The sequence below is a fragment of the Idiomarina sp. OXR-189 genome (assembly GCF_034373425.1).
Classification (GTDB): domain Bacteria; phylum Pseudomonadota; class Gammaproteobacteria; order Enterobacterales; family Alteromonadaceae; genus Idiomarina; species Idiomarina zobellii.
The window spans coordinates 612,173-631,510 of record NZ_CP139706.1; the positions used below are offsets into that span (position 1 = coordinate 612,173).

General features: G+C 47.7%; 19 protein-coding genes. 16 read left to right on the forward strand and 3 right to left on the reverse strand.

All coding sequences use genetic code 11. The features are described from left to right. Positions 1-94 precede the first annotated feature (94 nt). From trmJ to UM402_RS02970, 3 genes are read left to right on the forward strand one after another with little or no spacing between them, the layout of a single operon-like run. Positions 95-817 carry a tRNA (cytosine(32)/uridine(32)-2'-O)-methyltransferase TrmJ gene (trmJ, locus tag UM402_RS02960; RefSeq protein WP_058576051.1) on the forward strand — a complete coding sequence of 241 codons (723 nt, stop codon included), beginning with the start codon at positions 95-97 and terminating at the stop codon, positions 815-817. Positions 818-877: 60 nt separating this feature from the next. Next, on the forward strand, positions 878-1,354 hold the full coding sequence (iscR, locus tag UM402_RS02965) for a Fe-S cluster assembly transcriptional regulator IscR (protein ID WP_053953946.1): 477 nt from the start codon (positions 878-880) through the stop codon (positions 1,352-1,354). Between the two features lie 44 nt (positions 1,355-1,398). Next, positions 1,399-2,532, forward strand: a complete 1,134-nt coding sequence (locus UM402_RS02970; RefSeq protein WP_322295475.1) for an IscS subfamily cysteine desulfurase — start codon at positions 1,399-1,401, stop codon at positions 2,530-2,532. Here UM402_RS02970 and msrA read toward each other — a convergent pair. Continuing rightward, on the reverse strand, positions 2,529-3,074 hold the full coding sequence (gene msrA, locus UM402_RS02975) for a peptide-methionine (S)-S-oxide reductase MsrA (RefSeq protein WP_058576053.1): 546 nt from the start codon (positions 3,072-3,074) through the stop codon (positions 2,529-2,531). The genes UM402_RS02970 and msrA overlap by 4 nt on opposite strands. Positions 3,075-3,248: 174 nt before the next feature. Between msrA and ndk the strand changes: the two genes are divergently transcribed. The 9 genes from ndk (at position 3,249) to der (ending at position 12,256) form a co-directional block, all read left to right on the forward strand. After that, the gene (gene ndk, locus UM402_RS02980) at positions 3,249-3,680 is read left to right on the forward strand and encodes a nucleoside-diphosphate kinase (RefSeq protein WP_053953948.1); all 432 of its coding nucleotides are present in this window, start codon (positions 3,249-3,251) and stop codon (positions 3,678-3,680) included. 12 nt (positions 3,681-3,692) lie between these two features. Further along, positions 3,693-4,829 (forward strand): bifunctional tRNA (adenosine(37)-C2)-methyltransferase TrmG/ribosomal RNA large subunit methyltransferase RlmN, encoded by a 1,137-nt coding sequence (locus tag UM402_RS02985; RefSeq protein ID WP_058576054.1) that lies wholly within the window; start codon positions 3,693-3,695, stop codon positions 4,827-4,829. Between the two features lie 33 nt (positions 4,830-4,862). Continuing rightward, entirely contained in the window at positions 4,863-5,318 is a 456-nt protein-coding gene (locus UM402_RS02990) for a tetratricopeptide repeat protein (RefSeq protein WP_058576055.1), read from the forward strand. Between the two features lie 20 nt (positions 5,319-5,338). Next, the gene (locus UM402_RS02995) at positions 5,339-6,448 is read left to right on the forward strand and encodes a RodZ domain-containing protein (RefSeq protein WP_058576056.1); all 1,110 of its coding nucleotides are present in this window, start codon (positions 5,339-5,341) and stop codon (positions 6,446-6,448) included. Positions 6,449-6,496: 48 nt separating this feature from the next. Then, positions 6,497-7,615 (forward strand): flavodoxin-dependent (E)-4-hydroxy-3-methylbut-2-enyl-diphosphate synthase, encoded by a 1,119-nt coding sequence (gene ispG / locus UM402_RS03000; protein ID WP_053953952.1) that lies wholly within the window; start codon positions 6,497-6,499, stop codon positions 7,613-7,615. 72 nt (positions 7,616-7,687) lie between these two features. Continuing rightward, positions 7,688-8,965: a histidine--tRNA ligase gene (gene hisS / locus UM402_RS03005; RefSeq protein WP_273268124.1), complete on the forward strand. Its 1,278-nt coding sequence runs from the start codon at positions 7,688-7,690 to the stop codon at positions 8,963-8,965. Between the two features lie 4 nt (positions 8,966-8,969). Then, on the forward strand, positions 8,970-9,581 hold the full coding sequence (locus UM402_RS03010) for a YfgM family protein (RefSeq protein ID WP_273268126.1): 612 nt from the start codon (positions 8,970-8,972) through the stop codon (positions 9,579-9,581). After that, positions 9,581-10,810, forward strand: coding sequence for an outer membrane protein assembly factor BamB (bamB, locus tag UM402_RS03015; protein ID WP_058576058.1), 1,230 nt, complete (start codon positions 9,581-9,583; stop codon positions 10,808-10,810). The genes UM402_RS03010 and bamB overlap by 1 nt, the downstream gene beginning before the upstream one ends. A 6-nt stretch (positions 10,811-10,816) precedes the next feature. Further along, positions 10,817-12,256, forward strand: coding sequence for a ribosome biogenesis GTPase Der (gene der / locus UM402_RS03020; RefSeq protein WP_058576059.1), 1,440 nt, complete (start codon positions 10,817-10,819; stop codon positions 12,254-12,256). Between the two features lie 60 nt (positions 12,257-12,316). Here der and hslO read toward each other — a convergent pair whose 3' ends face one another. Beyond that, positions 12,317-13,141, reverse strand: coding sequence for an Hsp33 family molecular chaperone HslO (hslO, locus tag UM402_RS03025; RefSeq protein WP_053953956.1), 825 nt, complete (start codon positions 13,139-13,141; stop codon positions 12,317-12,319). A gap of 2 nt (positions 13,142-13,143) precedes the next feature. Next, positions 13,144-13,551: a ribosome-associated heat shock protein Hsp15 gene (gene hslR, locus UM402_RS03030; RefSeq protein WP_053953957.1), complete on the reverse strand. Its 408-nt coding sequence runs from the start codon at positions 13,549-13,551 to the stop codon at positions 13,144-13,146. Positions 13,552-13,715: 164 nt separating this feature from the next. Between hslR and gspC the strand changes: the two genes are divergently transcribed. Genes gspC through gspF form a run of 4 tightly spaced genes read left to right on the forward strand, consistent with a single transcriptional unit; the run spans position 13,716 to position 19,336 of the window. Continuing rightward, a complete protein-coding gene (gene gspC, locus UM402_RS03035) occupies positions 13,716-14,564 on the forward strand; it encodes a type II secretion system protein GspC (RefSeq protein ID WP_058576060.1) in 849 nt (282 codons plus the stop codon). Between the two features lies 1 nt (position 14,565). Beyond that, complete coding sequence (gspD, locus tag UM402_RS03040) at positions 14,566-16,629, forward strand: type II secretion system secretin GspD (RefSeq protein WP_058576061.1); 2,064 nt, start codon at positions 14,566-14,568, stop codon at positions 16,627-16,629. Next, on the forward strand, positions 16,622-18,106 hold the full coding sequence (gspE, locus tag UM402_RS03045) for a type II secretion system ATPase GspE (RefSeq protein WP_058576062.1): 1,485 nt from the start codon (positions 16,622-16,624) through the stop codon (positions 18,104-18,106). The genes gspD and gspE overlap by 8 nt, the downstream gene beginning before the upstream one ends. A gap of 3 nt (positions 18,107-18,109) precedes the next feature. Then, entirely contained in the window at positions 18,110-19,336 is a 1,227-nt protein-coding gene (gene gspF, locus UM402_RS03050) for a type II secretion system inner membrane protein GspF (protein WP_058576063.1), read from the forward strand. Positions 19,337-19,338 lie beyond the last annotated feature (2 nt).

A 19,338-nucleotide genomic window follows, 5' to 3' on the forward strand; every position in this document is an offset into this window, starting at 1 on the left:
GCGGATCATACCAGTGTTGGGGTATCATGCCAAACTTTTCGACAACCTCGCAGAATAAGCCGAGAAGTTAACGCGCAAAGCAAAGGAAATACTCATGCTCGACAATATACGCATTGTGTTGGTGAACACCTCTCATACCGGGAATATCGGGTCAGTTGCCCGTGCTATGAAAACTATGGGGCTCTCCGACTTAGCCTTGGTTGATCCTGTGCAGGAACCGGACAGCCATGCATCGGCATTAGCCGCCGGTGCAACGGATATTCTGGCTAACGCGACTATTGTTGATAACTTGCACGATGCAATTTCAGACTGTGGACTCGTGGTTGCGACAAGTGCACGGAACCGAACGCTAGACTGGCCGTTACTCGACCCTCGTGAGTCGGCTGCGAAAGTGTTGCAAGAGTCCACTCAGCATAAAGTTGCGTTGGTATTTGGTCGTGAAAGTAGTGGTTTAACAAACGAAGAGCTGCAACAAAGTCACTTTCATTTACATATTCCGACAAACCCCGAATATGGCTCTCTAAACTTGGCAATGGCCGTTCAGTCAGTGTGTTACGAAGTTCGTATGCAGTGGCTGGAAGCGGGTGAAAAAGTTGAAGCCGATATTCCGGAGTATCCGCGTGTTGATGACTTAGAGCGTTTTTATGAACATTTAGAAGCGACATTGACGAATACCGGCTTCATTAATCCGAAGCATCCGGGGCAGGTTATGACTAAATTGCGACGCCTTTATAATCGGGCGCGACCGGAAGAGAGCGAGATCAATATTTTGCGTGGAATGTTAGCCTCTGTGGATAAATCGATTGACAATACTTGACTAAAATAGTCGGGAATGTAGAATTTCAACTTACGAATAACACTTCCCGAGGAAATTGCTATGCGTCTGACATCAAAAGGCCGATACGCGGTAACCGCAATGCTTGATGTGGCTTTATTTGCAGCAAAAGGTCCCATTCCACTGGCGGATATTTCAGAACGTCAGGGCATTTCCTTGTCGTATTTAGAGCAATTGTTTGCACGTTTGCGTAAGCACGGTTTGGTTGACAGTGTTCGGGGTCCTGGCGGTGGTTACCGGCTGGGACGTGAGCCAGCTGATATATCGGTGGGTTCGGTTATTCATGCGGTCGATGAGTCAATTGATGCAACGCGGTGTCAGGGCAAAGCGAACTGCCAGGGCGGCGAGCGCTGTTTGACGCATTCACTATGGGAAGGTTTGAGTGACCGTATTTCCGATTTTTTAGACGGAATTACCCTTGCCGAGCTAATGAAAAACTCAGATGTAGGCGACGTTATGCAACGCCAGCATTTACGCCATGCATCGGACGAAGACATAAAAGTTAACTGCCAACTGTAACGGCACTTACCAGGAGGACCTTCGTGCCTAAACAACCCATCTACATGGATTATGCCGCCACTACGCCAGTAGCGCCTAAAGCGGCAGAAAAAATGGCAACTTGCTTAACCATGGACGGGGTGTTTGGAAACCCTGCCTCGCGTTCTCATAAATATGGCTGGCAAGCGGAAGAGCTTGTGGATATTGCACGGCATCAAGTCGCCGACTTAATTCATGCCGATGCCCGCGAAATTGTTTTTACCTCAGGCGCAACCGAGTCGGATAACCTGGCTTTGAAAGGTGTTGCGCATTTTCATGCCGACACAGGTAAGCACATTGTTTCGGTGAGAACTGAACACAAAGCCGTGCTGGACCCTTGTGCACAGCTTGAAAAAGAAGGCTTCGAAGTCACTTATTTAGACGTTAAAGAAGACGGTCTTATCGACTTGGATGAGCTTCGTTCGGCACTGCGCGAAGACACTATTCTGGCCAGTGTTATGTGGGTCAATAACGAGATTGGTGTTATTCAGGATATAAACGCTATTGGCTCCATTTGTCGTGAGAGCGGCACCTTGTTTCATGTTGATGCAGCACAAGCAGCTGGTAAGTTACCTATTGATATGTCCAGCGCACCGGTCGATTTAATGTCGATTTCTGCGCATAAAATGTATGGTCCTAAAGGCATTGGCGCATTGTACGTGCGTCGTCAGCCGCGTGTTCGTATTGCCGCACAAATGCACGGCGGTGGACATGAGCGGGGAATGCGCTCAGGCACTTTGGCAACGCACCAAATTGTAGGTATGGGTGTGGCGGCAGAGCTTGCGGCTGAAAACCTAAGCAGCGACATTGAGCGCTTTGAGAGTATGCGTCAGCAGTTTTTATCGCCGTTACTGGCGGAAGAGGGCATTAAGCTTAATGGCAGCGACACGCAACGAGTACCTCATATTGTGAACTTGCAATTCGCTAATGTTGAAGGCGAGTTGCTGCTCATGTCGCTTAAAGACTTGGCTGTATCCTCAGGCTCGGCGTGCACCTCGGCCAGTGTTGAGCCTTCGTATGTTCTGCGGGCTATTGGTGTCAGCGATGAGCTGGCTCATGCTTCACTGCGTTTTAGTTTTGGTCGTAGCACAACCGCAGCCGATATTGAGCATGCGGTTGAGCATATTTTGACGACCTATAAAACCCTGGCGCAGCGTTAGTCTTTTAATAATCCTGAAAAGGTTTTCCGGAATTTCGCCAGCTTCGGTGAAATAACCGCTTGGCAATATGGGTTTTCCGGATTTCTTGCGTAGTAGTTTTCGTGATAGTCCTCGGCTGGGTAAAAGGTATCCAGCTCGGTTACTTCGGTGACTATTGGGTCAGCGAAGGCACCGTCGTTTTCTAATTCCGCAATAATGCTCTCGGCTTCCTGCTTTTGGTCATCGTTATGATAGAAAATCGAAGTTCGATACTGAGTACCAACGTCGTTACCTTGACGGTTCACCTGCGTAGGATCGTGCAGCGTAAAAAAGATTTCTAAGATTTGGCGGTAAGAGATTTGCTCAGGATCATAGGTGAGTTGCGCGACTTCGGCATGACCCGTGTCACCGGTACAAACCTGTTCATAGGTTGGGTTTTCGGTGTGACCACCGGTATAGCCGGATTTCACCGATTCAATCCCTTTTACTTGTAAGAAGGCGGATTCCACGCACCAGAAACACCCGCCGCCGAGAGTTGCTTGCTCAGTTTTGTTCGCTGCCATGATTTACTCCTCTTTGTCTATTTGAAAGCTAAATAGACGTCTATATGGCTAATTTGTTTTGTCATGCTAAATCAGAATGAACGAAAAAACAATCATTATGGATTCGATCTCAAACGCATTCTCACGTATAATCCGCGCGACTAATTTTTCCTATCTTTATTGGAGTGAATACACATGGCTTTAGAGCGCACTTTATCAATCATCAAGCCTGATGCGGTTGCTAAAAACCTTATCGGCGCTATCTACAACCGTTTTGAGTCTGCTGGTCTTCGCATTGTAGCGTCAAAAATGATGCACTTAAGCAAAGAACAAGCAGAAGGCTTTTATGCTGAACATAAAGAACGTCCTTTCTTTGGCGCTTTGGTTGAGTTCATGACATCTGGCCCTATCGTTGTTCAAGTACTTGAAGGCGAAAATGCAGTATTGAAAAACCGTGAAATCATGGGCGCAACAAACCCAGCTGAAGCACTGGCAGGAACTCTACGTGCCGACTATGCTGAAACTATCGACGAAAATGCGGTACACGGTTCAGACGCAACTGAAACAGCTGCGCGCGAAATCGCATACTTCTTCAGCGACGAAGAAATCTGCCCACGTACACGCTAAGAACGGAGCTTTATGACCAACGCAATTGATAAAAAAGTGAATTTACTCGACCTAAATCGCGAAGGAATGAGAGAGTTCTTCCGCGAGATGGGAGAGAAGCCGTTTCGTGCCGATCAGGTCATGAAGTGGCTGTATCATTTTTGTGTTGATGACTTCGACGAAATGTCGAACCTCAACAAGAAATTGCGTGAAAAGCTCAAGCAAGTTGCAGAAATACGTGCTCCGGAAATTCGCGAACAACAGCAGTCGTCAGACGGAACTATAAAGTTTGCAATGACGCTGTTTGACGGCCAGGACGTAGAAACGGTCTGGATTCCGGAGCGCGATCGCGCAACCCTTTGTGTGTCCTCTCAGGTCGGTTGTGCTCTTGAGTGCACTTTCTGCTCTACCGGCGCACAAGGTTTTAACCGTAACCTGACGGTCGCGGAAATTATTGGCCAGGTATGGCGAGTAAACCAGTTACTGGGTGCTTACGGTAAAACGGGTATTAAACCTGTTACTAACGTTGTCATGATGGGCATGGGTGAACCTCTGCTGAACTTAAACAATGTTGTTCCGGCAATGGAGTTAATGCTGGATGACTTTGGTTTTGGCCTGTCAAAGCGCCGTGTGACGTTAAGTACATCGGGTGTGGTTCCTGCGCTTGAAAAACTGCGCGAACGCATTGATGTGATGTTGGCTATTTCTCTGCACGCACCAAACGACGAGCTGCGTAATGAAATAGTACCCATCAATAAAAAATACGATATTGAAGAATTTCTGGCGTCTAGCCGGCGTTATGTTGAACAGTCCAAAGCTCAGCATAAAGTCACGGTTGAGTACGTCATGCTGGACCATGTGAATGACTCAACAGATCAAGCACATGAGCTGGCAAAAACACTAAAAGATACCCCGAGTAAAATAAACTTAATTCCGTTTAATCCGTTCCCGGGGTCAGATTACGGGCGTTCAAGCAATTCGCGTATTGACCGCTTTGCTAAAGTGCTTATGGAATACGGCTTTACCGTTATGGTTCGTAAAACGCGTGGTGACGACATTGACGCCGCCTGCGGTCAGCTAGTTGGTGATGTCATAGACCGGACCAAACGTATTCTTAAGCGTCAGCAAATGCAGCGCGGCGGCGACGCTATTGCCGTAAAGACTTCGTAAAAACACTGAATCGCAACCACAAGGAGTGTGATAATGCGAGCCGCTTTGCTATTGATAGCACTGGCGTTGATGGGTTGTACCGCCAGTTCCAATGACCCATTGCCTGTAAGTAAAGACGTACGGTTACAGCTTGGTGTAGCTTACCTTAACAAGGGTAGACTCGAGCTCGCGAAACCGCACTTGCAAGCAGCAATGAAACGTAATCCCCGTTCGTTAAATGCCTTATTTGCGTTGGCGCAGTGGCATTTAGCGGCAAATGAGACAGATTCTGCTTTGTCACTTTACCAACAGGCATTATCATGGCAACCTATGAGCGGTGCATTGTATAACAACTATGCGGTTGCATTGTGTATGGCTGGAGAATGGGAAAAAGCGCTCGGGTATTTCGATAAAGTAAGACTTGATACTCAGTATCCCTTTCAGACAAAGAGCCAACAAAACAGGGCTCGGTGTGAAAAGAACAAAGGCCACTACGCAAGTCAGCCTTAACAGGGAACACCCTAACAATCATGACTGCTGAAAACGAACCAAATAAAGAGAATAATTCAACGGACTCTGATGCGGCACAAGAAACAAAACAACAGCCAGTTCAGGGACCAGGTGAAATTCTAAGAAAAGCGCGCGAGGCCAAAGGGCTGAGTCAGCGAGAAGTTGCTGATGAGCTGCGCTTGCGAAAACAGATCATCGAGCTTTTGGAAGCGGATGATTACGAAACGTTTTCTACTCCTACCTTCATAAAAGGTTATTTGCGTGCATACGCTAAGCTTTTGGACGTTGATGAAGAGAAGCTTTTTGCTGCTTATAAAGCAAAAGGTTACCAGGAAGTCCAAAGCACACAAATGCAGAGCTTTTCGCGTCGCAAGAAGCATCAAGAAAGCGATAACCGTTTAATGCTGATTACCTACGCTGTCATTATTATTGTCGTAGGTTTAGTGATTTGGTGGTGGCAGGACTCAGGTATGAGTTCAGATGAGCCAGCACAGTCATCAACCGTTGAAAGTGCAACACAAAGTAATAATGAAGCTGACGTTAGTGCAGTTGAAATAGACTCCGAGCCAAGACAACCAGAAATAGAGCCAAATACTGAAGAGGCGGTGCTAGAGTCAGACGTATCGTCAGCGGATACAAATATCTCGATAAACGAGTCAAACTTTGCGTCGAGCAATTCTGAGCAGGGTCCTGAACAGAGTGGTGCAGAAGAAAACAATGAACAAAACTCTGAGCAAAGTGCTTCTGAAACAACGGTAGAGTCTTCAGTTGCGCAGACAGAAGACGCTTCGGAAGAGAGTACAGAGCCAGCAAGCGAAGTGACTGACGCCGCTCCGACAGCGGAAGAAGCGCCTGCTCAAGAGGCGGTTGCCGAGGACGCTGCTGTCAGTCGTTTAGTCTTCGAATTCAGCCAGGAATGCTGGGTGAAAGTCGATGATGCTGAGGGTGAAACTCAGGCCGTTGGTGTAAAAGCTGCTGGTTATACAATGGCGGTTCCGGGTGAGCCTCCGTTTTCGATTACAATGTGCAAACCGGAAGCGGCAGTCATTACCTTTGACGGTAATGAAGTTGATATGAGCCAATTCCGTCGTGAACGGGTTGCACGATTTACTGTGCCAATGTCAGAGTAATGGCTAAAATAATAGAACCTGAATAGTTGTAGAGGTTAAGTAAGTAATATGATGCACGAAAGTCCAATTAAGCGCCGTCCTTCACGCCGTTTATACGTAGGTAATGTACCTATTGGTGATGGCGCGCCGATTGCCGTGCAATCTATGACGAACACGGAAACAACCGATGTCGATGCGACGGTTGCGCAAATAGAAGCTTTAGCGAGCGCCGGCGCTGATATTGTTCGGGTTTCTGTACCAACCATGGACGCTGCTGAAGCATTCAGAGAAATAAAACAGCGTAGTTCCGTGCCGCTGGTTACGGATATTCACTTTGATTACCGTATAGCGCTGAAAGTTGCGGAGTACGGTGCCGATTGTCTACGAATTAATCCAGGTAATATTGGCAAAGAAGATCGCATTCGTGCGGTAGTTGATGCGGCTCGAGAAAAAAATATTCCTATCCGCATTGGTGTTAATGGTGGCTCGTTAGAAAAAGACATACAGGAAAAGTATGGTGAGCCAACCGCGGAGGCTTTAGTTGAGTCGGCGATGAGACACGTCGATATTCTCGACAGACTCGACTTTCACGATTTTAAAGTGAGTGTCAAAGCATCTGATGTTTTCTTAGCCGTAGAATCATACCGACTGCTGGCGAAGAAAATTGATCAGCCATTGCATTTGGGCATCACTGAAGCGGGCGGCAAACGTAGTGGTTCCGTTAAGTCTGCCGTTGGTTTAGGCATGCTATTAGCCGAGGGTATTGGTGACACATTAAGAGTCTCACTTGCTGCAGACCCGGTCGAAGAAATTAAAGTGGGCTTTGACATTCTTAAGTCTCTGCGCATTCGTTCGCGCGGAATTAACTTTATTGCTTGCCCCAGCTGCTCGCGTCAGGAATTCGATGTTATTGATACCGTGAATCAGTTAGAGCAACGTCTCGAAGATATTACGACCCCAATGGACGTGTCGGTTATTGGTTGCGTTGTGAATGGCCCAGGTGAGGCTTTAGTTTCTAAAGTGGGTTTAGCTGGCGCCAAGAATAAAAGCGGCCTGTATATCGACGGTCAACGTCAAAAGCAGCGGTTAGACAACTCGAATTTGGTTGATGAGCTGGAAGCGCAAATTAGAGCACAAGTGAAAGCGGCAGAAGCTAATAAAATCGACGTAAAAGAAATTAACGGTTAATTTTACCCGCACCCCGAAAATCCTTATAATAGCCGCTTATTTTTGTAGCGATAACCAAAACGAGAAGGTTCCGTGGCGAATACAATACAAGCAATTCGTGGCATGAACGACTTGCTGCCCGATCAAAGTCCAGCCTGGCAGCAAGTTGAGTCAATTATCCGCAATGTCGCAGCCAGCTATGGCTATAGCGAAATCCGTATGCCTGTGCTGGAAAGCACTCAGCTTTTCAAACGTTCTATCGGCGAAGTAACGGATATCGTCGAAAAAGAAATGTATACCTTTGATGACAGAAACGGCGAGAGCGTGACGTTGCGACCGGAAGGTACGGCAAGTTGCGTCCGTGCTGGTAATCAGCACGGTTTGTTGTATAACCAAATACAGCGCCTTTGGTATATGGGACCGATGTTCCGCTACGAACGCCCACAAAAAGGTCGTTATCGTCAGTTTCATCAGTTTGGTATCGAAACTTTTGGCATTGATAGTGCTGACGCCGACGCCGAGGTTATTTTGCTGTCGGCACGCTTGTGGCAAGCTTTTGGTATAGCTGACCAGGTAGAGTTGCAACTTAACTCATTAGGCTCTAACGAGGCACGCGCGAATTATCGCGATGCGTTGAGGAGTTATTTAAGTGACTATGCAAGCGAGTTGGATGAAGACAGCCAGCGTCGCCTGGAAACAAACCCATTACGCATACTTGATAGTAAAGACGCAAATACACAAAAGCTTCTTGAGAATGCACCTAAGTTGTCTGACTACTGGGATGACGAGTCTCGGGAGCACTTCAAACAGCTGACAATGCGGTTAGAGAATGCGGGCGTTAAGTACACTTTAAACGAGCGTTTGGTGCGTGGGCTTGATTATTACAACCGAACTGTATTTGAATGGGTGACAACAGCGTTGGGCGCTCAGGGTACGGTATGTGCAGGTGGCCGTTACGACGGGTTAGTTGAACAGCTAGGCGGTAAGGCAACGCCTGCAGTCGGTTTTGCTATGGGTATGGAGCGTCTGGTGCTATTGCTTCAGGAGCAAAATAAGCTCACGCCACGTCGCACTGTAGATGCTTACTTAATGCCTTTAGGTGAAGAAGCGGAACTTAATGCACCACGTATTGCCGAACAGCTGAGAAACGAGTTACCGGACTTGAGGCTGGTGACGCATTGCGGTGGTGGCGCAATGAAAAAACAAATGAAGAAAGCGGATAAATCGGGTGCTGAAGTCGCTTTGATTATTGGTGCGGATGAAATCGCTCAACAGCAAGTAACGGTTAAACCGTTGCGTACTGATGAGCAGCAAGAAACCTTGAGCTGGCAAGCGCTTATAGAACGTTTGCAGCCACTGACAAGAGGGTAGTCTGGTGGATACAGAAGAACAACAAGTCGAACGAATTAAAGAGTTTTGGAAAGAGCACGGCAAGGGTATTGTTGCCGGTGCGGTCATTGGTTTTGGTTTGTTTTATGGCTGGCGTTTTTACGATCAGCACACCATGGAACAACAGCAACTCGCCTCAGCAAAGTATGAACAATTAACCACAGCGTTGTCTGAAGGTAGCGAGAATGCGTTGGTAGAAGCTCAGAGCTTCGTATCGGACAACTCCGACAATACCTATGCTCATTTAGTGGCTCTGCAGTTGGCGAAAGAAGCCGTCAGTAAAGACGATCTTGCAACGGCAGTAACGTCACTGCAGCTGGTGGTAGATAACGCTGAAGACAACAATATTAAAGCGTTAGCAAGCATTCGCTTGGCGCGTGTTCTAGTTGCTCAAGACCAGGCGGATACCGCACTTGAATTGGTTCGTGGCTCCTACCCCGAGGCTTACCAAGGGTACGCAGCTGAAATTGAAGGTGACATATTGGCCGATAAAGGTCAGAACGAAGACGCTCGTGCAGCCTATCAGCGCGCTTTAGAAGCGGATGAGTCTCTGACTCCTGCGCTGCAAATGAAAATCAACAGTTTGGCTAAATCATAATGCAGTCTATTAAATCTCTGGTAAAAAGTGTCGCGTTATTATCAGCAGCGCTCATTGCTGTTGGTTGCTCTAGCTCAGACGAAGAGCCAAAGTTTGCGACCTTGCAGCCGATTAATGCTGAAGTCACTCCAAAGGTACTTTGGAGCGAGTCAGTCGGCAGCGGTATTGGTGAATATTTCTCTCGGTTAAACCCTGTTGTTGAATACGGCAATGTGTACGCCGCTGACCGCGCAGGTATTGTTCGTGCAATGGACAAGACCAATGGCGATAAAGTTTGGCAAATTGACTTACGCAACCTCATCACCTTTGATGAAGCTCGTGATGAAGGTTGGTTTGACGGCCTGTTCGCCAGCCCATTTCCCGCAAGAATTTCAGGTGGCTTAGTTGCGCAGTACGACACGGTTTTTCTGGGCACGGAAAATGGTGATGTCATTGCGTTAGATGCGGAAACCGGTGAGCTGGTTTGGCATACCGAAGTGGGTAACGAAGTAATGTCTGACCCGGCCGTCGGTGAAGGTCGAGTCGTTGTTCACACGGGTGGCGGTAAAGTCATTAGCCTTGATGCTTCAACGGGCGAACAGCAGTGGGAGTATGAGTACCAAACACCAATGTTGTCGGTTCGAGGTGCTTCAGCTCCGGCAATTATTAGTGGTGGTGTCATTGTTGGCGACAGTAACGGTAATGGCATGGTGCTTATTTCTGAAAGTGGTCAGCAAGCCTGGACTCAAACGATTGGTGAAGCCAGTGGTGGTACAGAGCTTGAGCGTTTAGCCGACGTTGACGCTGCGCCAGCTTCACAAGGAACCACTCTGTATATGGTTGCTTATAACGGCGAATTGGTCGCGCTTGAGTTAATGAGTGGCGAAGTCCGCTGGAAGCGCGATTATAAGTCGTTCGAAAACATGTTGGTAACAGCAGGTCGAATCTTTTTAACGGACGTAAATAGCCATATTTACGCACTTGACCAAAACGGTGGTATTGAGCGTTGGAGTAATACACGCTTGTTTGGTCGTGAATTGTCAGCTCCGGCAAGACACCGTGGCCATATACTGGTCGGTGACTTCGAAGGTTACTTACATTGGTTAAATGACGACTCAGGTGAGATAAAAGGGCGTTACCATGTTGGTGGTGACGGCGTTTATGCAGCGCCTGTGGTAAGTGACAACGTTGCTTATGTACAAACACGCGATGGCGAGATAATCGCCCTCGATATAAACTCAGGAAATTAATAGATAATGCTACCAGTTGTTGCGCTCGTGGGGCGCCCAAATGTTGGGAAATCCACCTTGTTTAATCGGTTAACACGCACTCGCGATGCGTTGGTAGCGGACTTTCCCGGGTTAACCCGAGACAGAAAATACGGACAAGCAAACTACGACGGCTATCAATTCATAGTTGTTGATACCGGCGGTATCCATGGCGATGAAGAGGGTATCGATGAAGAGATGGCTAAGCAATCACTGCTGGCTGTCGAAGAGGCCGATGTCGTTTTGTTTATGGTGGATGCACGTGACGGTGTCACAGTTGGTGATCAAGCCATAGCGACTCATCTGCGCAAACAAGACAAAAAAGTTTATTTAGTCTGTAATAAAATTGACGGCATTGATGCCACTTCCGCAATGGCAGACTTCTATTCTCTTTCTCTGGGTGAGCTATACGGTATTGCCGCTGCTCATGGGCGTGGTGTTGAGCAATTGCTAACAACCTGCTTTAAGCCGTTGGCTGATGATTACCCCGATGTTATTGCATCGACGAAAGAGGACTCTGAAGATCTCGAACACGATGAGATCGATTATGAGGCCTTGCCACTTAAGTTGGCGATTGTCGGTCGACCTAACGTGGGAAAATCAACGCTGACTAACCGAATTCTGGGTGAAGAGCGGGTTGTCGTTTACGATATGCCAGGCACTACCCGAGATTCGGTCTATATTCCGATGCAGCGTGACGATCGCGAGTACATCTTAATTGATACTGCAGGCGTTCGTCGGCGAGGTCGTATTGGAGAAGCCATTGAGAAGTTCTCTGTGGTTAAAACCCTACAGGCAATTGAAGACGCTAACGTGGTGCTTATTGTCATCGATGCGAGAGAAACCATTACGGATCAAGACTTGAACCTAATTGGGTTCGCGCTTAATGCGGGTCGCTCTATCGTTATTGCAGTGAATAAGTGGGACGGCTTAGAAACTGACCATAAAGAAGAAATAAAGCGTGAGCTTGATCGTCGCTTAGGTTTTGTTGATTTTGCGCGCTTGCATTTCATTTCTGCGTTACATGGAACGGGGGTTGGTCATCTATTTGAGTCAGTTGAAGAGGCTTATGCCAGTGCAACGCAACGCGTGGGTACGTCTAAACTGACCAAAATAATGGAAATGGCACAAGAAGAGCATCAGCCCCCATTAGTGGGTGGGCGTCGAGTGAAGCTAAAATACGCACACGCTGGTGGCTATAACCCACCAAGAGTTGTTATTCACGGCAACCAGGTGACTGACTTACCAGGCTCTTATAAACGCTACCTAATGAACTACTTTAGAAAAGCATTAGGTATTATGGGCACACCAATAAAAATTGAATTCAAAGAGCCGAAAAACCCATTTGCCGGCAAGAAAAACCAATTAACGCTGTCGCAGCAGCGCAAGCGAAAGCGTCTAATGAAGTTTTTGAAAAAGAAGAAGTAAACAGAAAATAAAAAGCCCGATATCGATAAATGTCGGGCTTTTTTGCGTCAGGTAATAAGTTTAGTTAAAGTCAGAAGGTTTAAAAACATACTCTGTCAGGCAATAGTCACAAGTCATGACGATTTCGCCGTCTCTATCCAGTATCTCTTTCAACTCTTCAGGTTTAACTGACGCTAATGCATTCAGCGTTTTGTCGCGAGAGCAACCACAGACAAAACTGACAGGTTGGCTTGGATATAAATGCACGGTTTCTTCATGATATAAACGGTGCAGTAGCTCTTCTGCCGGCACAGTGTAGAGCTCTTTGGCGGTAATAGTGTCTGTCAGTGTGGCCAAATGTTCGAAGCCCGTTAGGTCTTGACCGGAAGACGGTAGCCGTTGCAATAACATTCCCGCTGCGTGTTCACCGTCAGCATGCAGCCAAACCTTCGTGTGTAATTGCTCTGACTGCTCAAAGTAGTTTTCAAGCATTTCGGCAATGGAGTCGGCGTCTCCACTGACAACACCCTGATACCGTTCCCCGCTTTCAGGCGTTAATGTGATAATTAATTGACCTTTACCAATCATCGAACGCAAATCTGTATCGCTTAACTCAGCTCGTAAACGAGCTATGCCGCGAAGCTCTTGCTTGTGGTTACCGTTGACAGCAACAAAGTTCAGAGGGCCGTCGCCTTGTAACTGAACGGCGATATGTCCTTCAAATTTCAATGTCGCAGTCAGCAATGAAACAGCGGCCATCATATGTCCTAACACTTCCTGAACAGGAGCAGGGTAGTCATGACCACGGATTAACGTTTGATAGCTACTGGTTAGCTGGACAAGCTCACCACGCACGTCATGGTCGTTAAATGTATACCGTGATAATTGATCCGTTGGGTACTCCATGGTCACTCCTTTTTAAAGCGAATTAGCTGACGTCGCTGCTTTTTATCCGGACGTCCGTCAGGGTGTGGATTATACAATGCATTAAGCTTTCTTGCTTCAGCGTTTTCTTCGCGTTTTGCCAGACTTTCTTCTGTCTCTCGATACAAAAGCTGCGCTTCGGGCGCGCCGCGCCGCTGCTCACTTAACTCCAGTACTTCGACTTCCTTACTATCGAAGCCCTGACGTAACTTAATAATGGCACCGACCTGAACGACTTTAGAGGGTTTACTGCGTTGGCCGTCGTAGTGTACTTTACCTGACTGGACCATTTCTCTGGCAAGTGCCCGGGTTTTATAAAAACGTGCTGCCCAGAGCCATTTATCCAGACGAACACCGGTGTCAGATGTTGTATTCTTTTGCTTCTTTGTCATAAAACCGCAATCATTTCGTTATAAAGTTTGTGTTAAGCGATTGTTGACTCATGTTGGCTGCGCTAGAATGCATGAATCTCTTTTGTCAGTGTAACAAGAATAAGAATAAAGTGACTGCCAGACTTCAACAGTATTTTACGAATTCAGCCCATTGGCGCGGACTTATGCTCGCGCTTACGGCATTCCTGTGGTTTTGTGTTGCGGTGCTGCTTGCTGATTTTACCTGGTCATTGCTGTCGCCCGATGAACCGGAGAGCACACAGCCGACTGTTCCTAAGTTTAACTCAACGTCTTCGTCTGCTAATTCCGTCGACATAAGCCGTATCGAGGCGCTTCACCTGTTTGGTCAGTCAGAAAAGCAGGGGCCGAGAAACTCGCGCAATGCGCCGAAAACGACACTGAATGTGCGTCTTATCGGGGTATCTGCAAGCTCCAACCCAGAGCGTTCTGCCGCTATTATTCAGCAGGGTAGCCAACAGCGCACCTATATTATTGGCGAAAGCATTGGCAGTTCCCGGGTGACGGTTGAAGAAATATACGCTGATCGCGTTATTCTCGACAACAACGGCCGACTCGAAACCCTGGTGATGGAAGATGTCGGTGAAGACCGTCCGGCATTATCGCTGACGGTAGATGAGGCTACGGCAGAACAAAATAATACAGATGAGCCAGCCGAGAACAGCCGAACGGAATTTGTCGAAACTCAGCTTAGTAATATAGCGGACGATCCGTCGTCCATTATGGAGTATGTGAGCATTTCTCCTGCTATGGAAGGAGGGTCGCTTGTTGGTTATCGACTAAAGGCGGCAAAAAATCCCGAACTTTTTCAGCAAGCAGGGTTTCAAAATGGCGACTTAGCGGTCGCTATCAATGGCTACGACTTAACCGATATGGAACAAGCCATGTTAGCCAGTGAGGAGCTGGCTAACCAAAAACAAGTATCAATCGAAATAGAGCGCGATGGTGAACGGATGGAGCTGTCGTTTGAGCTACCGGAACAACAGGAAAATTAATATGTCAGTGGCAAAAAGAGGCTTAAGAAATTGGCTCGGAGCCCTGGGGTTGGCTGTAAGTGTAATGAGTACGCCATTAACAGCGGAAGAATATGCGGCCAGCTTTAAAAATACCGACATCAACGAATTTATTCAGGTGGTAGGCCGCAACTTGGGCAAAACCATTATTATTGACCCAAATGTGCGTGGCAAAATCGATGTGCGTAGCTATGACGTGATGAATGAAGAGCAGTACTATCAGTTCTTCCTTAACGTCTTAGAAGTTTACGGCTTTGCTGTGGTTGAGATGGAATCTGGCGTACTTAAAGTCATTCGAGACCGCGATGCTAAGACATCGTCATTACCCGTTATGGACGCCGACAGCCGAGGCTCTGGCGATGCAATGGTCACGCGTGTTGTTCCCGTTGAAAATGTTTCTGTACGTGAATTAGCGCCTTTATTGCGCCAGCTTAATGACCAAAGTGGTGGTGGCATGGTGGTTAGCTACGACCCTTCAAACGTTATTATGATGACAGGTCGCTCAGAAACTGTGCAGCGCTTGGTTGAGATTATCGAGCGGGTCGACAGGGCAGGCGACCAAGACGTTGATATGATTCACCTCGAGTATGCGTCGGCCAGTGAAATTGTGCGTATTGCGCAGTCACTGTATGAAAAAAGCAATAACGACGGAACACCACCTCTGCTGATTCCTAAAATCGTTGCCGACGAGCGCAGTAACTCGGTTATTGTCAGTGGTGAACCGCGAGCCAGAGCTCGAGTTGTTAAGCTTATTAAGCAACTTGACCAAGACTTAAAGTCGGAAGGTAATACGCGTGTATTTTATTTGAAATACGCAAAAGCGCCCGAAGTGGTTGAAGTTTTAAATGATGTCAGTCGTTCAATACAGGCAGAAAGCGAACAGCAAACCTCTAATACCAACACAACACGTCGACGCAGCAACAATGAATCTGTCAGTATTAGCCCGCATGAGCCGACTAACTCAGTTGTTATAACGGCTCAGCAGGACATGATGGCTTCTCTGGAGAAAGTCATTCATGACCTGGATATTCGCCGTGCCCAGGTGCAGGTAGAGGCTATTATTGTCGAAATTATGGAAGGCGATAACGTCAACTTTGGTGTCCAGTGGATAAGCGAAGACGGCGGTATGGTGCAATATAATGATGGTAGCCAAGTGCCTATCGGTAGCTTGGCTGCTGGGGCTTATCAGGCTAGGGAACAGCCAGGCACAACAACAACGCGTATTACCGACGGTGGCGTTGAGGTAACAACAACTGAGCCGGACGAGCCCGGTGACATATCGCTGCTGGCTAATTTACTCGGTTCAGTCAATGGCATGATGTTCGGTACTATTCAGAATGACTGGGCTGCGGTAGTTCAGGCAGTGACTCAGGATACTAACTCAAACATCTTAGCAACACCCAGCATTGTTACGGTTGATAACGAGGAAGCGAGCTTTTTGGTCGGTCAGGAAGTGCCAACCATTACGGGGTCAACTACCGGTGATAACAACGATAACCCTTTCCAGACCGTAGACCGAACTGAAGTGGGCATAAAACTGAAAGTGACGCCACAAATTAATGAAGGTGATGCCGTGCAAATGACTATTGAGCAGGAAGTCTCAAGTTTAAGTGGCGCAACCTCAGTAGACGTTATTATTAATAAGCGTGAAATGAAAACAACCGTCATGGCGGACGATGGCGAAACCATTGTTCTGGGCGGCCTTATCGACGAAGACGTACAGGAGTCGGTGTCTAAGATACCGCTGCTGGGCGACATTCCGGTGTTAGGAAGACTGTTTAGCTCTACCTCAACGTCCAAGCAAAAGCGCAACTTAATGGTGTTTATTCGGCCGACGATAGTTCGCAATGGAAAGCGCATGCGAGAAATCAGCTCGGCAAAATACAACTACATGCGCGCACTGCAACTGGACGAGCGTTCACGCGGTATTTCCTTGATGCCAATGGAAGAGTCTCCGGTAATGAATGAATGGGACACTGAGTTAACCTTGCCGCCCGGCTTCGAAGAGTACCTGGATAATAAACAGCCAGAGAAAGAGAATGACTGACGCGAGTGCTATTGCGACAACACGGTTACCTTTTAGCTTTGCCAAACGCTTTGGTGTGGTGGTTGAGTCGGGCGAACCTATGGTTGTGCACTGCCGAACTGGCGTCTCTGCACAAGCGCTCAGGGAAGTGCGACGTAAGCTGGGTCAGCCTTTTACCTTGCAAGAGCATCCGGCAAACGACTTTGAAACGCTTTTAACACAAGCTTATCAACGTGACTCGTCGGAAGCGAAACAGCTAATGGAAGACATTGGGAATGAGTCTGACTTGTTCTCACTGGCGGACGAGTTACCGCAAACCGAAGATCTATTAGAAAGTGAAGACGATGCACCTATTATCAAACTCATTAACGCCATGTTAAGTGAGGCGATAAAAGAAGGGGCATCGGATATTCACATAGAGACGTTCGAAAAGTCACTACTGATTCGCTTCCGCATCGATGGCGTATTGCGTGAAGTCTTAAAGCCGAATCGTAAACTGTCTTCTCTTTTAGTTTCCCGAATTAAAGTCATGGCACAGCTGGACATTGCTGAAAAACGTATACCGCAAGACGGTCGTATTTCTTTGCTTATCGCTGGTAGAGCGGTCGACGTAAGGGTGTCGACTATGCCGTCGAACCATGGCGAGCGCGTTGTTCTGCGCTTGCTTGATAAAAATAATGCACGTTTGAACCTAATGCAGCTGGGAATGACGCAGGAAAACCGCAATATCTTCCAGCAGCTGATTCATAAGCCTCATGGTATTATTCTTGTGACTGGCCCAACCGGTTCCGGTAAAAGTACGACCTTGTATGCCGGGCTGAGCGAAATTAATTCGAAAGACCGTAATATTCTGACAGTAGAAGATCCCATCGAGTATGCCATCGACGGTATTGGACAAACGCAGGTGAATCAGCGTGTTGATATGACCTTCGCGCGTGGTTTGCGAGCGATTCTGCGGCAAGATCCTGACGTTGTTATGGTTGGGGAAATACGAGACGTAGAGACCGCCCAAATTGCTGTGCAGGCATCATTGACGGGGCACTTGGTTTTGTCGACGTTACACACTAATACAGCTGCGGGTGCTATCACACGCCTTGAGGATATGGGGGTTGAACCATTCCTGCTGTCCTCCAGTTTATTGGCGGTGTTGTCTCAGCGCTTAGTTCGGACTTTATGTAGTAGCTGTCGTGAGCCTCATACGCCCGATGCGGAAGAGCGCCAGATACTAGGGCTGAGTGAAAGTTCGGAACATATTATTTACCGCGCTGGCAGCTGTGAGGGATGTAACCATACCGGTTATAGAGGGCGAACGGGGATTCACGAACTTCTCCAGGTCGATGATCATGTGCGCGAACTTGTGCATAACGGCCACGGTGAACAGGCGATTGAAAAGTACATACGCCAGTCAACCCCAAGCATACGACAAGACGGCCTGCAAAAGGTGCTGGAAGGGAAAACCACACTAGAGGAAGTCTTGCGAGTCACTCGCGAGGAGTAATACGTGGCAGCATTTGAGTATCAGGCAATAGCCAATAATGGACGTAAGAAAAAAGGCGTGCTTGAGGCCGATACTGAACGTCAGGTTCGGCAGATGCTTCGTGAACAAGGCCTTATGCCTGTTGCTATTTCTGCTGCGGCGGAAAAAGAGAAGAAGCAGAGTGCGCAGAATCGCTGGGGCTTCACATTTCGAAAAGTCAAAGCGCAGGACCTTGCCCTTATTACTCGTCAGCTTTCGACCTTAGTAGGCTCTGCTTTGCCTATTGAGCAAGCGTTACTGGCCGTTGCTGATCAAACTGAAAAGCCACGCATGAAAAAGCTGGTTATGTCAGTACGAAGCAAAGTCGTTGAAGGTTATGGTCTGGCTGAGGCAATGGCGGAATTCCCTGGGGTGTTTGACTCGCTGTATACGGCAATGGTGGCTGCGGGTGAGAAGTCCGGGCATCTGGACCAGGTTCTCGAGGAGTTGGCCGATTACACGGAACAGCGACAGCACATGAAGAGTCAGTTGACGCAGGCGCTTATTTATCCGCTTATGCTGACTCTGGTGGCTATCGGTATTGTCGTATTTCTCTTGGTTTCAATAGTGCCTCAAATTGTCGAGAACTTTGCCACTATGGGGCAAGAGCTACCTCCCACCACGTTGGCTATGATAGCCATTAGTGAGTTTTTGCAAAACTGGGGGCTTTGGCTACTTGTTGGTCTGGCTGTTTTATTATTACTGTTCGGTCAGTGGCTAAGAAAGGACACGAATCGCTTAAAATATCACTATCGTTTGCTGAAACTTCCCATGCTGGGGAAAGTCATACGAGGGATTAGTACAGCGCGCTTTGCAAGAACGCTGAGTATTTTAACGTCATCGGCGGTGCCATTACTCGATGGCCTGCGCATTACCTCATCGGTTATTGGTAATTTAGCGATAAGAGAAGCGGTCGATGAAGCCGCTGACAGGGTAAGAGAAGGTTCGTCGTTAAGGGCAGCATTGCAGGAAACCGGGCTATTCCCACCCATGATGCTGCACATGATAGCAGCGGGTGAAAAGTCAGGTGAGCTTGAACAGATGCTAAAGCGTTGTGCCGACAACCAGGACAAAGAATTTGAAAACTTAGTAACCGTCAGCTTAAAGGTGTTTGAACCTGTGCTGATTGTCACCATGGCGGGCATCGTCTTCTTTATTGTATTGTCGATAATTCAGCCCATATTGCAGTTAAATAATAGTGTAGGACTTTAGTT

Bases quoted from the DNA above. Each gene is read 5' to 3' on its own strand.
- trmJ (WP_058576051.1), top strand. From the start codon at position 95: ATGCTCGACAATATACGCATTGTGTTGGTGAACACCTCTCATACCGGG.
- iscR (WP_053953946.1), top strand. From the start codon at position 878: ATGCGTCTGACATCAAAAGGCCGATACGCGGTAACCGCAATGCTTGAT.
- UM402_RS02970 (WP_322295475.1), top strand. From the start codon at position 1,399: ATGGATTATGCCGCCACTACGCCAGTAGCGCCTAAAGCGGCAGAAAAA.
- msrA (WP_058576053.1), bottom strand. From the start codon at position 3,074: ATGGCAGCGAACAAAACTGAGCAAGCAACTCTCGGCGGCGGGTGTTTC.
- ndk (WP_053953948.1), top strand. From the start codon at position 3,249: ATGGCTTTAGAGCGCACTTTATCAATCATCAAGCCTGATGCGGTTGCT.
- UM402_RS02985 (WP_058576054.1), top strand. From the start codon at position 3,693: ATGACCAACGCAATTGATAAAAAAGTGAATTTACTCGACCTAAATCGC.
- UM402_RS02990 (WP_058576055.1), top strand. From the start codon at position 4,863: ATGCGAGCCGCTTTGCTATTGATAGCACTGGCGTTGATGGGTTGTACC.
- UM402_RS02995 (WP_058576056.1), top strand. From the start codon at position 5,339: ATGACTGCTGAAAACGAACCAAATAAAGAGAATAATTCAACGGACTCT.
- ispG (WP_053953952.1), top strand. From the start codon at position 6,497: ATGATGCACGAAAGTCCAATTAAGCGCCGTCCTTCACGCCGTTTATAC.
- bamB (WP_058576058.1), top strand. From the start codon at position 9,581: ATGCAGTCTATTAAATCTCTGGTAAAAAGTGTCGCGTTATTATCAGCA.
- der (WP_058576059.1), top strand. From the start codon at position 10,817: ATGCTACCAGTTGTTGCGCTCGTGGGGCGCCCAAATGTTGGGAAATCC.
- hslO (WP_053953956.1), bottom strand. From the start codon at position 13,141: ATGGAGTACCCAACGGATCAATTATCACGGTATACATTTAACGACCAT.
- hslR (WP_053953957.1), bottom strand. From the start codon at position 13,551: ATGACAAAGAAGCAAAAGAATACAACATCTGACACCGGTGTTCGTCTG.
- gspC (WP_058576060.1), top strand. From the start codon at position 13,716: ATGCTCGCGCTTACGGCATTCCTGTGGTTTTGTGTTGCGGTGCTGCTT.
- gspD (WP_058576061.1), top strand. From the start codon at position 14,566: ATGTCAGTGGCAAAAAGAGGCTTAAGAAATTGGCTCGGAGCCCTGGGG.
- gspE (WP_058576062.1), top strand. From the start codon at position 16,622: ATGACTGACGCGAGTGCTATTGCGACAACACGGTTACCTTTTAGCTTT.